This window comes from Nonomuraea sp. NPDC000554 (assembly GCF_040300065.1).
Taxonomy (GTDB): domain Bacteria; phylum Actinomycetota; class Actinomycetes; order Streptosporangiales; family Streptosporangiaceae; genus Nonomuraea.
In genome coordinates this window covers 1-12,821 of sequence record NZ_JBEPDC010000024.1, presented here as the reverse complement: position 1 = coordinate 12,821, position 12,821 = coordinate 1, and the positions used below count along the sequence as shown (strand labels likewise).

The following is a 12,821-nucleotide window of genomic DNA, read 5'->3' as shown; positions in this document are numbered from 1 at the left end:
TTGGGAAAGTGGCCAGCAAACAGCACCCGGAAGCGGACGTCTACCGCGAGTTCCTGATCGCGGTCCTTCTGCACAACGAGGCGGTCGCCGACCGGCTAGGCCTGCAACCCGTCGACGTCGCCGCCGCCATCCTGCTGGAGATGCGCGGACCACTCGCCGTAGGAGCGATCTCCGAGGAGCTCGGGCTGCCCTCTGCCTCGACAACCCGGCTGATCGACAGGCTGGAGAAGGCGGGCTACGCGCGACGGGTGCGCGGCGAACGTGATCGGCGCACGGTCACCGTGGAGCTGGTCGAAGGCGGCATGGACGATTACTACGCCGCCTGCGAGGCGTCCAGGCGGCACTTGGACGCGATCAGCGCGCACTACACGCCAGAACAGGTACCGGTGCTGCTGGGCCTGTTCACCCGCGTCGGCGAGGCCTACCGATCGGCCACCAAGGAACTACGGGAGAACCCGTCCTGAACCATCACCACCGCCTGCCCGCCAAGCCTTGCGGGCCGCTGGTGGGTGACTCGATGTAGCGGCAGATGACGTCCACGACGTACGCCCGTTTCCCCTTGGGGATGTCGTGCCTGCGTTGCAGGCAGCAGCAGTTCCTGGCCGCCTTCAACAAGAGGGCCTGGGCGGAGCCGTCAACCGTCGCCCGCAGGTTCCGGGAGGCGGCGCGGAGGCTCACGGGTTCCGTCCTGGGCGGGGTCCGTACGACTTCTGGGCACGTGTGGATTGACCGAAGCGGCAGCCGCCTGCCGGTGGCATCTCCCTCCAGGGCATCCCGACGGCGGCTTCGGCACCTGACCACACGGAGGGCTGGGCCTATCGCACGTCATGTCAAAGCGGGCACGGTGCCCATACCGGTGGATGTACTCTGATCAACTGTCGTGCGGGCAAGGCGGGCGGGGTGGCCATGACATCGACGGGGACCGGTCACGTGGTGGGCGGACGGTATCGGCTGGTCGCCGAACTGGGGTCCGGCGGCTTCGGACGGGTCTGGCAGGCCCGTGACGAGACCCTGGACGTCGACGTGGCCATCAAGGAACTGCGGCTCCTGCCGGGGATGTCACAGGCCGAGCAGGCCGAGCGGCTGACGCGCGCCACGCGTGAGGCCCGCAACGCCGCCCGGCTGCGTAAGCACGAGAACATCGTCGCGATCCACGACGTCGTCGTCGAGAACGGCCTCCCCTGGATCGTCATGGAGCTGATCGACGGCTGCTCGCTGGACGAGCACATCAAGGCGTACGGACCGCTGCCGGTGGACACGGCCGCGAACGTCGCCGTGGCACTGCTGGCGGCGGTCGGCGCGGCGCACCAGGAAGGAATCGTGCACCGCGACATCAAGCCGGCCAACGTCATGCTCGCCAAGAACGGGAAGGTCCTGCTCACCGATTTCGGGATCGCGGTCCACAACACCGATACCACTCTGACCGCCACCGGGATGTTCGTCGGCTCGCCCGAGTACATGGCCCCCGAACGGTTGCACGGCACCGACGGACTCCCGACCAGCGACCTGTTCTCCGTCGGCGCGACCCTCTACCAGGCCGTCGAGGGCGTCTCGCCGTTCCGCCGCGACACCCAGCCCGCGACGCTGACCGCGGTTCTGCTGGAGGAGGCCCCGGCGCCGCAACGATCTGGGCGGCTCACGCAGCTCATCACCCGGCTCCTGGACAAGGACCCGGACAACAGGCCGACGGCCGCAGAGGCGCTGACCATGACCGGTGAGCAGCCGCCCACTCACGTCCGCACGCAGCGTGGCACCAAGCTCCTCGCACCGCGGGAAACCACGACGAAGTGGCAGCAAAAGGGCGTCGCGGTGATGATGGCGATCATCGCCACACTCGCCGTCGCCGGCCTCACGCACGTCGGCGTCGCCTCGGACCGCCTCTTGGGGTATGTGGAGCGAGGCGGCCTCAAGGGGGTCGCCGTGTTGGTCGTCATCGTCGTTGACGTCTGTTTCGTCGGCTTACTGTGCGCCGGAATCGCGCGCTTCGTACCGCCGGTCGCCGGTCAGACCGTCACCGTCGTCGTCGGTGTCGTCGGACTCCTCTTCGGTGGCGGCGCCGCCGGTTTCGCCCTTGATGGCGTCGCCCAGATTCTCCTGCACTCGGTGATGCCTCAGGACCGAAAGTACGCCGCGCTGGTCTCGTTGATCGTGATCACCATCATCGTTCTCATCTCGGTTGGCTGGGCCTGGGAGTCCAGGAAGTCGCGACGTCCGAATCTCAACTCGACACAAGCCCGGCAATAGACACGCAGCCCCTACAACGGCCTGCCGCCCATCACATTCGAACGTCACATGATCGACAACAGGACAGCCTCATCGACCCTGCTGAGGACCGCCGTGGCACAGGACCGTCTCGTTCGGCTCAGCCCGTGATCGTCCGTTCGCGTGGCTCCCGAGATGGCTCCCACTGGGCCTCGGGACGCCTGACGCCTGCACTTGCATGATTGGTACGTTGATCTACATGGGCGACGGGAAAAGAACACTCAACCTGACGGATATAACTACGGCATTAGACATGGCGCTCGTTGCACTCAAAGCTGCGGACACCGACATGGCGTATCGCGTGTGTGGCACAGGCGCCGCACTCCTGCAAGGCGTCCCACTCCCTGTTGGGGACATCGACATCTTGCTCGCCAGTCGAGAGGACGTGGATACGTTCGCCGCAGCACTCTCATCGTTCCCCTGCCTATATACCGCCTCATGGCTCCCCGAGTCTTCGCAATACTTCACCAGGTTCGATGTGAACGGGGTCGACCTGGAGCTCAGCACCGTCGAGAGGCAAGTCGATTCGGACGCGATGGAATGTGTAGGCAGCGGGCCATGGCAGCATTACGTCCTGATCACCTGCGGCTCTCACCATGTGCCGGTAGTTCGGCTGGAACTCCGGTTGGTTTCGGAGCTCCTGCGAGACCGGGCTGATCGATATGGCCCGCTCCTCGACTACATGGGCACGCACGGGTTCGATTCTGATCTGTTGCAACGGGCCATGAATGCCCACCGCATTCCTGCTCACCGCCAGCGGCTGGTTCAAGACCGCCTCGAGCGGCCCTCCCTCGGTACCCCTTCCCCTGCGTGATCTTCCCGTCTGCCTCGTCCACCCGGTTCGGCATCGCGATCACCAAGAACGTCTACGGTCATCTCAAGCAGGGCGACGGAGGCCATGACGGGCGCTCTCCTGAGGAACGAATCCACGGAGCTCCTGGCAACTGGTGAAACTCGGTCGAGGGTGCCGTGAAACCGACACCGCCGAGAGTGAAGCCATGAGCATCACAGAACTCGGACATACCGGGCCCGGCCCGGCCCTCAACGGGGGCGCCGATCTGGCCGTACGTGCGGAAGGGCTGGTGAAGACGTTCGGCGAGCACCGCGCCGTTGACAGGATCGACCTGGACGTACGCCCCGGTGAGATCTTCGGCGTCCTCGGCCCGAACGGCGCCGGCAAGACCACCACGCTTCGAATGCTGGCCACCCTGTTGAATATCGACGCGGGCCGTGCCGAGATCTTCGGGGTCGACGTGGCCGGCAACCCACACGTGATCCGCCAGCTGGTCGGCGTCACCGGACAGTACGCGTCGGTCGACGAGAACCTGACTGCCCGCGAGAACCTCTGGCTCTTCAGCCGCCTGCAGGGCATCGCCAGGCCGCGTGCCCGGCGCATCGCCGGCGAGCTGCTGGGCCAATTCGGCCTGGAGGAGGCCGCCGACAGACCGATCGCGCAGTTCTCCGGCGGCATGCGCCGACGCCTCGACCTGGCGGCCAGCCTGATCACCAGGCCACCGCTGATCTTCCTCGACGAGCCGACCACCGGTCTGGATCCGCGCACGCGCGGCCAGATGTGGGACACCATCCGCAGTCTGGTCGCCGACGGCTGCACGGTGCTGCTGACCACGCAATATCTGGACGAGGCCGACCAGCTCGCCGATCGCATCGCCGTCATCGACCACGGCCGCAAAGTCGCCGAGGGCACTCCCGACGAGTTGAAGACCGCGGTCGGCAACTCCACCCTCCAGTTGCTGCTCACCGAGCCGGGCGAGGTGCCCGCCGCCGTGGAGGTCGTGCGGCGGGTCCTCGGCTCCGACCCGGTCCTCAGCCCGGAGCAGGGCCGCCTCAACGTCGCCCTCGACCAGGCCGACCTGGCCGCGGACGTACTGATCGCGCTGCGCAAGGCCGGGGTGTCGATCTCCTCGGTGAGCGTGGCCAAGCCCAGCCTGGACGAGGTGTTCCTCGCCCTCACCGGCCACGAGACGGACGGGGACGACGAAACCGGCACGGAGGAGAACCGATGAGCACCATGATCGCACCTGCCCGCGAGGCGGTCCGGGCCGCCGACCGCGTGGCGGCCGCCAGACGGCGCGTCTCCATGGGGGAGACGCTCGGGCAGACCCTGACGATGGCGTGGCGGGCGCTCAAGAAGATGCGCCGCAACCCGGAGCAGTTCTTCGACGTGGCACTGCAGCCCATCCTGTTCACCGCGATGTTCGCCTTCATCTTCGGCGGCGCCATCGCCGGCGACGTGGAGAGCTACCTCCCCCTGATGATCCCCGGCATCCTCGCCCAGACCGTGTTGACGACGTGCATGGCCACGGGCACGCAACTCCGCGAGGACATGGAGAAGGGCGTCTTCGACCGGTTCAAGTCGCTGCCGATCGCCCGGATCGCGCCGCTCGCCGGCCCGATGGTGGCCGACCTGCTGCGCTACACGATCGCGGCCACTCTGACCTTCGGCATGGGCCTGGTGATGGGCTACCGCCCGGGCGGCGGAGCAGGCGGCCTGCTCGCCGCGATCCTGCTGGCGATCTTCACGGGCTGGTCGATGGCGTGGGTCTTCACCTGGGTCGGCACGATCGCCCGGAGTGCCCAGGCCGTGCAGGGCATCTCCATGATGATCTTGTTCCCGCTGACGTTCCTGTCGAACGCGTTCGTCCCCGTCGAGACCCTGCCCGGCTGGCTGGCCGCGTTCGTACGGATCAACCCGGTCTCACACCTGGTCACGGCCGCCCGCGACCTCGCCAACAGCGCCCTCGTCAGCGGAGAGGTGGCCTGGACGCTCCTGGCCTGCCTGATCGTCATCGCGATCTTCGCCCCGCTGTCGGTACGCAGCTACAAGCGGCACATGTGACCTCCGCCGTCACGGCCGGAGACCTGCTTGAGGAGACTCCGCGCCTCGTCCAGCAGGTCGGGGCCGCGTCGATCGCCGTGCTCGGCCCGCACGGCGGCGATCATGCCTGGCGCGGCCCGCTCCGCGTACGGCTCGATCCGCTCGAAGGCCGTGCTGGGCATGCTGCTGTGGTACGCGAACCGCTCGGCCAGCACCAGCAACCCGATCGCGTCGCGGGCGGCCATGGCTTCCCGCAGCAGCCCCCAGGCACCGAGCGCGAAGAGCATCGAGCCGCACACCGGGTAGTCGAGGATGGGGTTCTCCGCGGCCAGCAGGTCGTAACCCCGGACGGTGGAGAACAGCTCCTTGCCGTACGGGACGTCTTCCGGCGGGGCGTCGTACGCGTACGCCGTCAGGGTGACCGACTCCGCGATGATCGTCCACGGCGTGAACTCCGCACGCAGCACCCCGGGCAGGCGCAGGTCGCGCGCCCGCTGGACAGCCAGACGGTATTCCGTGAGCGCGGCGGCCGTCTCACCGCGGGCGAGGGCGAGCTCGGCCGCGCACAACGAGACGGTCGCCACCCCGCCGAGCACGGCCTCGTTGTCGTTGATCCGGGTGATCTCGGCGAGCTCGGCCTCCGCGGTGTCCAGGTCGCCGTCGGCGAGCGCGGAGCCCAGCAGCACCGCGCGGAGCTGGGTCTCGTCGTCTGTGGCGCCGAGCCGGCTCAGCACCGGGATGGCGGTCCGCGCGTGTCCGACCGCCCGCCGGCGGTCGCCGAGCTGCATGGCCAGATGGGCCAGCACGGCGTGCATGATCGCGGCGAACCACGGCCCCTCGTCCTCGCGGAGCATCGTCAGGGTCCGCTCGGCGGCCTCGATCGCCCCGGTCACGTCTCCCGCGTTCTCCAGGACGTGGACGCTCGCCTGCGTCGCCGCCAAGGCCACGTCATGATCGGCGCTGCGGCACAACTCGGCCAGCCGGCGGCGCAGGTCGGCGCCGTCGGCCGCGTCGCACGCGAGCACCACCGTGGCCATCGCCGCCATGCGGGGATCCGTCGTGTCACTGGTGGGCAGCGTACGGAGGAGGTCGCGCAGCGGATCGCCGCTGCGGTCGGTGATGCTCATGATGTTCATGAGCGAGATCAGCAGGGCGGCCCTGGTCACCTCGACGAGGTACGGCGGCGGCACCCAGCCGCTGACCACCTGGGCGATCGCGTGCCGGTGAACGAGGATCCGAGGGTGGTCGCCGCGGATCGACCACAGCGCGCCGACGCCTGCCAGCAACTGGACCGTCGTGACGGGATCGGGCTCGCCGAGAGCCTGCCGGAGCAGATCGGCGAGGTTGCTCTCCTCGGCGCGCAACGCGTCCGCCGCCGCGAACTGCGCCGGGCTGAACAGCTGGGAGGCGTGTTCGAGGGCGTACGCCGTCGCCCAGGCCCGCTGCGCCGCCCGAGCGGACGCCTCCTCGCCCGCCTCTTTCAGCCGCATCCGCCCGAACTCCCTGACGGTCTCCAGCATCCGGTAGCGCAGGCCGTACGTCGTCTCGCGGACGCTCAGCATCGACTGCTCGGTCAGCGCGTCCACGACGTGCAGGGCGTCCGGGCCGAGTACGTGCTCGGCCGCTGCCAGTGTGAAACCGTCGCCGAACAGCGACAACCACCGCAACGCCTGCCGTTCTGGCTCATCCAGCAGATTCCACGACCAGTCGATGACCGCGAGCAGCGTCTGGTGCCGGTCGGGGGCCGTACGGTTCCCGCCGCGCAGCAGCGCGAACCGGTCCGCCAGGCGCCGCGCGATCTCCTCCACCGACATCACCCGCACCTTGGCCGCGGCCAGCTCGATCGCGAGCGGCAGCCCGTCGAGGCGGGCGACGACCTCCTCGACCACTCCCTCGTCGATCCGCACACCCGGGCGGGCGGCCGTGGCGCGCTGGCGGAACAACTCCACCGCGTCGCCTGTGGGCAGCTCGCCGAGCAGGTAGACGCGTTCGGCGGGGATCGACAAGGGGGCGCGCGAGGTGATGAGCACCCGCAGGTCGCGGGTCGTCACGGTCAGGAACGCCACCAGGTCGGCGACGGCCTCGATCACGTGCTCGCAGTTGTCCAGGATCAGCAGCGCCGGAGCCTGGTCGAGATGCTGGGCGATCCGGGCGCGAACGTCGGAGCGCTGCCCGGTGGTCAGGGCACGACGCCCGCTGACCGAGTCCCGAACTCCGAGCGCCGAGCCCACCTCGCTCACCACGCCCTCCGGGGAGGAGACTCCGACGAGCTCGACGAAGTGAGCGACGGGCTGCGCGGCGTTCCTACCGATGACATGAGCCAGCCGCGTCTTGCCCAGCCCGCCAGGGCCGACGATCGAGACCACCCGGTTGGTCTGCAACAGGGCGTGCACCGCATGGATGTCGCCGTCGCGGCCGAGCAGCGAGGAACCGTCGAACAGGATGCCTTCACGCACCGGCCGATCCGCGACGAGGAGTTCGGCGTACACGCGGGCGAGCTCAGGCCCTGGTTCGATGCCGAGCCGCGCGACCAAGCCCGCGCGATACCGCTCGTAGCGCTCCAGAGCGGCGGCGGCGCCTCGTACGGCGGCCTCGCTGCGCAGCAGGCAGGCGAGCAGCTCCTCGTCGTGCGGTCGATCGGCCGCGGCCTCCTCCAGCAGCGGCAGCGCGCCCTCGTGAGCGCCGCTCCGGCCCTGCGCGATCGCCGCCACCCGTCGCGCCTCGGCCCCCCACCCTGCTGCGACGCCCCTCAGCTCAGCGAGTGCGCCCGTGGCGCCGTCCAAGCCGCCGGCCACGAGACCCATGGCCTCTTCGGCGCGGCGATGCGCGAGCACCATGTCGTCCTCGCCCAGTGCGGCCCGTGCCTGCTCCACCAGCGCACCGAGCAGCAGCGCGTCCACCTGATCAGCGGGCAGCCCGAGCCGGTATCCACGAGGGATCCGCAGCGCGACGTCGGCGCAGGTCGCCGCCCTGGTCCGCGAGACGACCACCTGCAGCGCCTTCGTCGGGTTGGCCGGCGTCTCGTCGGGCCACAACTCCTCGACCAGGCGCTCGTCGCTGACCCCTGCCCGCCCGTGCATGGCGAGTACGGCCAGCAGGGTCTGCGCGCGATCGCCGACCACGCGCACACCCCGCCAGCGGACGCCGTCGAGCAGGACCAGTGTGGGGGACACACCCTCAGCTTACGGACGAGTCACCTGGCAGGAGCGTGACCGAGAGCATCTCGACGAGTGGATCGAGGCCCACACGCGCTACCGCATGCCCATGTTCGTCTTGGCAGGCGCGCCTGTCCCAGGGCCCCACCTGTTCTGTCAGCTTTACCACTTGCCGCCCGCCTGCTGGCGGGTTGGCGCGTTGAGGCGGTTGAAGGCGTTGGTGATGGCGATGTTGAGTACCAGTGCGGCGAGCTCCTTCTGGTCGAAGTGTTTGGCGGCCATGTCCCACACCTCGTCGGGCACCGGGTTGGGCTGGTCGGCGAGCCGGGTGATGGCCTCGGTCAGGGCCAGCGCGGCGCGTTCCGCATCGCTGAACCAGGGCGTCTCCCGCCATGCGACGACGGCGTGGGTCTGCTCGTCGGTGGCGCCGTGGTGGCGGAGCTGCTGGACGCCCCCGGCCACGCAGGGGCTGCAGCCGTTGATCTGGCTGGCTCGCAGGTGGCTCAGCGCCAGCAGTTTCGCGTCCACTCCGGCGCCCAGGATGGCCTTGTTGACGGCCATCAGCGCCTGCATCGCCTCGGGGATCAGGGTCGCCGGGTTCGGCATGCGTTCGGTCGGCATCGCTTTCTCCTTCGTCGTCGTGTTCTGACGGGAGTCATCTGACCACCGGCGCGTCGGGACCCGCTCCGTCCGTGGGACAGCGTGGGACACCCGGAATACGGCCTAGCTGCGGAAATGAGACTCTGTTCGGTGCCCGCGAGCTGGGACGGGGTACCGTGTGCGGGTGTCGAGCGGACCTGAGCCCCTGATCGCCCAGCTGACCCGGATCAAGGAGTTGAGCGGGCTCAGCGTGCGCGCCCTCGCCCGCCAGGCAGGTCTCAGCAGCTCCTCACTGTCCCGGTATCTGACCGGCCAGCTGGTGCCGCCCTGGGACGCCGTCGTGGCGCTGTGCCGGGTCGTGGCCCGCGATCCCCGTCCGCTGCGCGCGTTGTGGGCTGAGGCGTCCAAGGCTGGAGCGGCGCCCAGCCCACGCCGCAACGACCTTCCGGCCGACCTCGCCGACTTCACCGGACGCGAGAGGGAGGCGGCGCTGGTCGAGGAGCTGTTGCGGAGCGCGGGCGCGGTCGCGATCGACGGCATGGCGGGCGTCGGGAAGACCAGCCTCGCCGTGCACGTGGCGCACCGGCTCGCGCCGTCCTTTCCTGACGGTGGGCTCTATCTCGACCTGCACGGCTTCACTCCGGGCCAGGAACCGTTGGAGCCGTCGGCCGCACTCGGTCGGCTGCTGGGCGCCCTGGGTGTCACGCATCCTCCGGACGACACGGTCGAACGCGCGGCGCTCTGGCGGTCGGAACTGTCCCGGCGTCGAGCGCTCGTCGTGCTCGACAACGCGGTCGACGCGGAGCACGTGCGTCCGCTCCTTCCTGGCGCGGGTAAGTCCGCGGTGCTGGTCGCCAGTCGCCATCGGCTGGTGAGCCTGGACGGGGTGCCGCCGGTGTCCCTGGAGGCGCTCCCCCCTGCGGACGCGGAGTCGCTGTTCGGCCGGGCGGCCGGGGTAGACCTGACCGAAGGGGAGGCGGTCGCCCAGGTGCTGCGGCAGTGCGGTGGCCTTCCGCTGGCGCTGCGGATGGCGGGCGCGAGGCTACGGCACCGTCCAGGTTGGACAGTGGCGGTGCTGGCCGAGCGGCTGCGCAACAACGCCGGTCGCTTCGACTCCGTGTTCGGCATGTCGCTACAGCAGCTCGACGCGGTCCAGCGCCGCATGTTCCGGTTGCTGGGCGTGCTGCCCGGCGCCGACTTTGACGCACCAGCGGCGGGCGCGCTTGCCGACATGACGCCGGACCGCGTCAATGCGGTACTGGAAGAGCTGGTGGACGCGCATCTGGTCCAGGAGCCCTCGCCCGGACGGTACCGGCTGCACGACCTGATCCGGCAGTACGCGGCAGACATCGCCGCCGACGAGGAGCCGCGGGCGGATGCCGCCGTGCACCGTGTCTTGAACCACTATCTGGAGCAGGCGACCGCCTGCGCTCAGACGCTGCCCCTGCAGCAGCGCAAGGAGACCGTGCCGGGCGATTCGGCGAAGGCCATGGCCTGGTTCGACACCGAGTACGCCAACCTGATCGCCTGCTTCGACACCGCTGTTCGGCTCGGCGCGGACGATGTGGTGGCTGAGCTGCCGCAGGCCATGCGCGTCTGGTTCTTCCGGCATCGCGGAACCGACGACCAGGTACGCCTGCTCGAAGCGGCCGCAGCCGCCGCGGAACGTCTCGGGCGCGACCACCAGCGTGCCTCACTGCTCGTGGATCTCGGTTTCGCCCGCGCTGCCGCTGGACGTCTCGCCGAGGCGCTCGCCGCCTACGAACTGGCCGCACAGTCCGATTCGGACGATGACGAGCTGGCAGGTGCGCTGGCGCTGCGCACCGGCTTCGTCCGCCGGGATCTCGGCGATTTCGAGGCGGCAAAGGCTCAATTCCGGCTGGCGCGCATGCTGTTCGAGAAGACCGGGCATCGCCCTGGACAGTCCCAGGCGCTGGCCTTCGACGGATGGGTGACCCTCCACCTCGGACGGAACAGCGAAGCCGCCGAACTTGCCCGCGCGTCACTCGCTCTGGCCGTTGGGCCTGCCCAGATAACCGGGCTGGTCACGCTCGGTGTCGCACTGGCACCAGACAAGCCGGCAGAGTCGCTACAAGCGCTGCATGAGGCGTTGCAACTCGCCGAGGTTCAGCACAACAAGGCGTGGTGTCACAACTATCTCGGTGTCGCGCTGCGCATCATGGGTTCATTCGACCAGGCGCTCGAACACCATCGACACGCCTTTGAGCTGCTGGAACCGCTGGCCGAGACACAGCTGGAGATCGACTTCCTGCCCACGTACGCCGAGACGTGCCGCGCGGCGGGCCGGTACGACGAGGCGCTGGCGTTGCATGAGCGCACCGTCGAACTGGCGCGCAAGCTCGGGCGGCCGCACGACGAGAAGCTCGCGCGTGAGGCATACCAGGTCACCGTAGGTGGCGTCCCAGCTCGCGACCGCGGATCGGAATCTCCTTTCCGCAGCTAGGCCGCGTTCCTGGTGTCCCACCGTGTCCCACGGACGGTGCGAGGCTTGACGCGTCAATGGTCGGATAACTCCTGTCGGAACGCACCGACGAACGGGAAACGATCCTCACCATGAGGATCACCCACACGGAAGGAAACCCGCCATGAGCGCCACCAAGCAGCCCGCCAAGACCACCACCGAGGCCGACAAGAAGTACGAGGGGTTCACCGACGAGGAGCGGGCCGCGATGAAGGAGCGCTCCCGGGAGCTGAAGGCGACCGCCCGCCGCGGCTCGCGCTCGGCCAAGGCGGACGGGGAGAGCGAGGTGCTCGCGAAGCTCGCCGAGATGTCGGAGCTGGACCGCTCTACCGGCGAGCGGCTCCACGCCATCGTCAAGGCCAACGCGCCGTCGCTGTCGCCGAAGCTGTGGTACGGAATGCCGGCCTATGCCAGGGATGGCAAGATCGTCTGCTTCTTCCAGCCCGCGCAGAAGTTCAAGACGAGGTACTCGACGTTCGGCTTCAACGACGCGGCGCACCTCGACGACGGCACCGTGTGGCCGACCGCCTTCGCCCTGACGACGCTGACCGCCGAGGACGAGGCACGGATCGGCGAGCTCGTGAAGAGGGCGGCGGGCTGAGGAGCCGGTGCAGGTTTTCGGAACGTGGAGCGTTGACCTGGTGTTTCACGCTAACGCCATGCGGACGGCCCGGCGACGCGGGGCGCGGTCGTAGCCAAGCCGGGCCCGGCCGGTGTGCGGGCAGATGTCGGCGGCGAAGTCACGGGGCCTCTCCGGCCCCCTGGGACACGGCGGCGTGGCGACCATCGACAAGGACGTCAACCTGCTCATCGTGCCCGGGGCCGAGCACCACTTTCATCGACTGTCTGCACTACGCGGCCACGGGATCATGCCCGGCTGGCTGCTTCCCGCCGTATGTCAGCGGCGGCGTCAGGACGGCGACAGCCCGGTGTCAGAGCGGTCGGCGATGGTAGACGCCATGAACGGTTCAGCGATCGCGGCCTCCGGGCAGCGAACTGGGCCGACCCGACCCTCGTGCGTCGCTCATGGAAGCCCATGAGCGCCACGCCGGGACGGGTCTCGCACGATCGAAACAACGCAGCACAAGGAGCACACGATGCAGAAGTTCGACACCGCCGCCCCGATCTCCGCCGTCCTGGACATCCCCGCGGGACGCGTCCAGTTCATCGCCGCCGACCGGGCCGACACCACGGTCGAGGTCCTGCCCGCGAACGCCGCAAAGAGCCGCGACGTGAAGGCAGCGGAGCAGACCACGATCGAATACGCCGACGGCGTCCTGCGGATCGAGACCCCGGCGAAGAACCAGTACCTCGGCCAGTCCGGATCCATCGAGGTGACGGTCGAGCTGCCCGCCGGCTCCCGCATCGAGGCCAAGGCGGCCAGCGCCGAGCTCCGGACCGTCGGCCGCCTCGGCGACGTCGTCTTCGAAGGCGCGTACAGCCAGATCAAGATCGACGAGGCCGCGAGCGTCCGCCTCACCGCGGT

The 12,821-nt window shown here is 69.2% G+C and carries 10 protein-coding genes and 1 pseudogene; 8 read left to right on the top strand and 3 right to left on the bottom strand.

The features are described 5' to 3' along the window. Window positions 1–8 precede the first annotated feature (8 nt). Window positions 9–464, top strand: coding sequence for a MarR family winged helix-turn-helix transcriptional regulator (locus ABT294_RS35955; RefSeq protein ID WP_350810793.1), 456 nt, complete (start codon window positions 9–11; stop codon window positions 462–464). 4 nt (window positions 465–468) lie between these two features. Here ABT294_RS35955 and ABT294_RS35950 read toward each other — a convergent pair whose 3' ends face one another. After that, window positions 469–678: a hypothetical protein gene (locus tag ABT294_RS35950; RefSeq protein ID WP_350810792.1), complete on the bottom strand. Its 210-nt coding sequence runs from the start codon at window positions 676–678 to the stop codon at window positions 469–471. Window positions 679–906: 228 nt separating this feature from the next. Between ABT294_RS35950 and ABT294_RS35945 the strand changes: the two genes are divergently transcribed. From ABT294_RS35945 to ABT294_RS35930, 4 genes are all read left to right on the top strand, one after another. Then, entirely contained in the window at window positions 907–2,244 is a 1,338-nt protein-coding gene (locus ABT294_RS35945) for a serine/threonine-protein kinase (protein WP_350810791.1), read from the top strand. A gap of 208 nt (window positions 2,245–2,452) precedes the next feature. After that, a complete protein-coding gene (locus ABT294_RS35940) occupies window positions 2,453–3,076 on the top strand; it encodes a hypothetical protein (RefSeq protein WP_350810790.1) in 624 nt (207 codons plus the stop codon). Window positions 3,077–3,260: 184 nt separating this feature from the next. Then, on the top strand, window positions 3,261–4,286 hold the full coding sequence (locus ABT294_RS35935) for an ATP-binding cassette domain-containing protein (protein WP_350810789.1): 1,026 nt from the start codon (window positions 3,261–3,263) through the stop codon (window positions 4,284–4,286). Further along, window positions 4,283–5,119, top strand: coding sequence for an ABC transporter permease (locus tag ABT294_RS35930; protein ID WP_350810788.1), 837 nt, complete (start codon window positions 4,283–4,285; stop codon window positions 5,117–5,119). Before ABT294_RS35935 ends, ABT294_RS35930 begins: the two co-directional genes overlap by 4 nt. Here ABT294_RS35930 and ABT294_RS35925 read toward each other — a convergent pair. Beyond that, a complete protein-coding gene (locus ABT294_RS35925) occupies window positions 5,101–8,271 on the bottom strand; it encodes an AfsR/SARP family transcriptional regulator (RefSeq protein WP_350810787.1) in 3,171 nt (1,056 codons plus the stop codon). The genes ABT294_RS35930 and ABT294_RS35925 overlap by 19 nt on opposite strands. Window positions 8,272–8,415: 144 nt before the next feature. Next, entirely contained in the window at window positions 8,416–8,874 is a 459-nt protein-coding gene (locus ABT294_RS35920) for a carboxymuconolactone decarboxylase family protein (RefSeq protein ID WP_350810786.1), read from the bottom strand. A 157-nt stretch (window positions 8,875–9,031) separates the two neighbouring features. On the opposite strand from ABT294_RS35920, the gene ABT294_RS35915 reads away from it, so the two are divergent. The 3 genes and pseudogenes from ABT294_RS35915 to ABT294_RS35905 all read left to right on the top strand — a co-directional run. Continuing rightward, window positions 9,032–11,317: an ATP-binding protein gene (locus ABT294_RS35915; protein ID WP_350810785.1), complete on the top strand. Its 2,286-nt coding sequence runs from the start codon at window positions 9,032–9,034 to the stop codon at window positions 11,315–11,317. Window positions 11,318–11,459: 142 nt separating this feature from the next. Further along, window positions 11,460–11,936 (top strand): iron chaperone, encoded by a 477-nt coding sequence (locus tag ABT294_RS35910; RefSeq protein ID WP_350810784.1) that lies wholly within the window; start codon window positions 11,460–11,462, stop codon window positions 11,934–11,936. A 496-nt stretch (window positions 11,937–12,432) separates the two neighbouring features. Beyond that, a pseudogene (locus ABT294_RS35905) lies at window positions 12,433–12,821 on the top strand (DUF4097 family beta strand repeat-containing protein); the annotation flags it as partial.

Excerpts from the sequence above, each read along its gene's own strand:
- ABT294_RS35930 (WP_350810788.1), top strand. The coding sequence starts at position 4,283 with ATGAGCACCATGATCGCACCTGCCCGCGAGGCGGTCCGGGCCGCCGAC.
- ABT294_RS35920 (WP_350810786.1), bottom strand. The coding sequence starts at position 8,874 with ATGCCGACCGAACGCATGCCGAACCCGGCGACCCTGATCCCCGAGGCG.
- ABT294_RS35945 (WP_350810791.1), top strand. The coding sequence starts at position 907 with ATGACATCGACGGGGACCGGTCACGTGGTGGGCGGACGGTATCGGCTG.
- ABT294_RS35935 (WP_350810789.1), top strand. The coding sequence starts at position 3,261 with ATGAGCATCACAGAACTCGGACATACCGGGCCCGGCCCGGCCCTCAAC.
- ABT294_RS35910 (WP_350810784.1), top strand. The coding sequence starts at position 11,460 with ATGAGCGCCACCAAGCAGCCCGCCAAGACCACCACCGAGGCCGACAAG.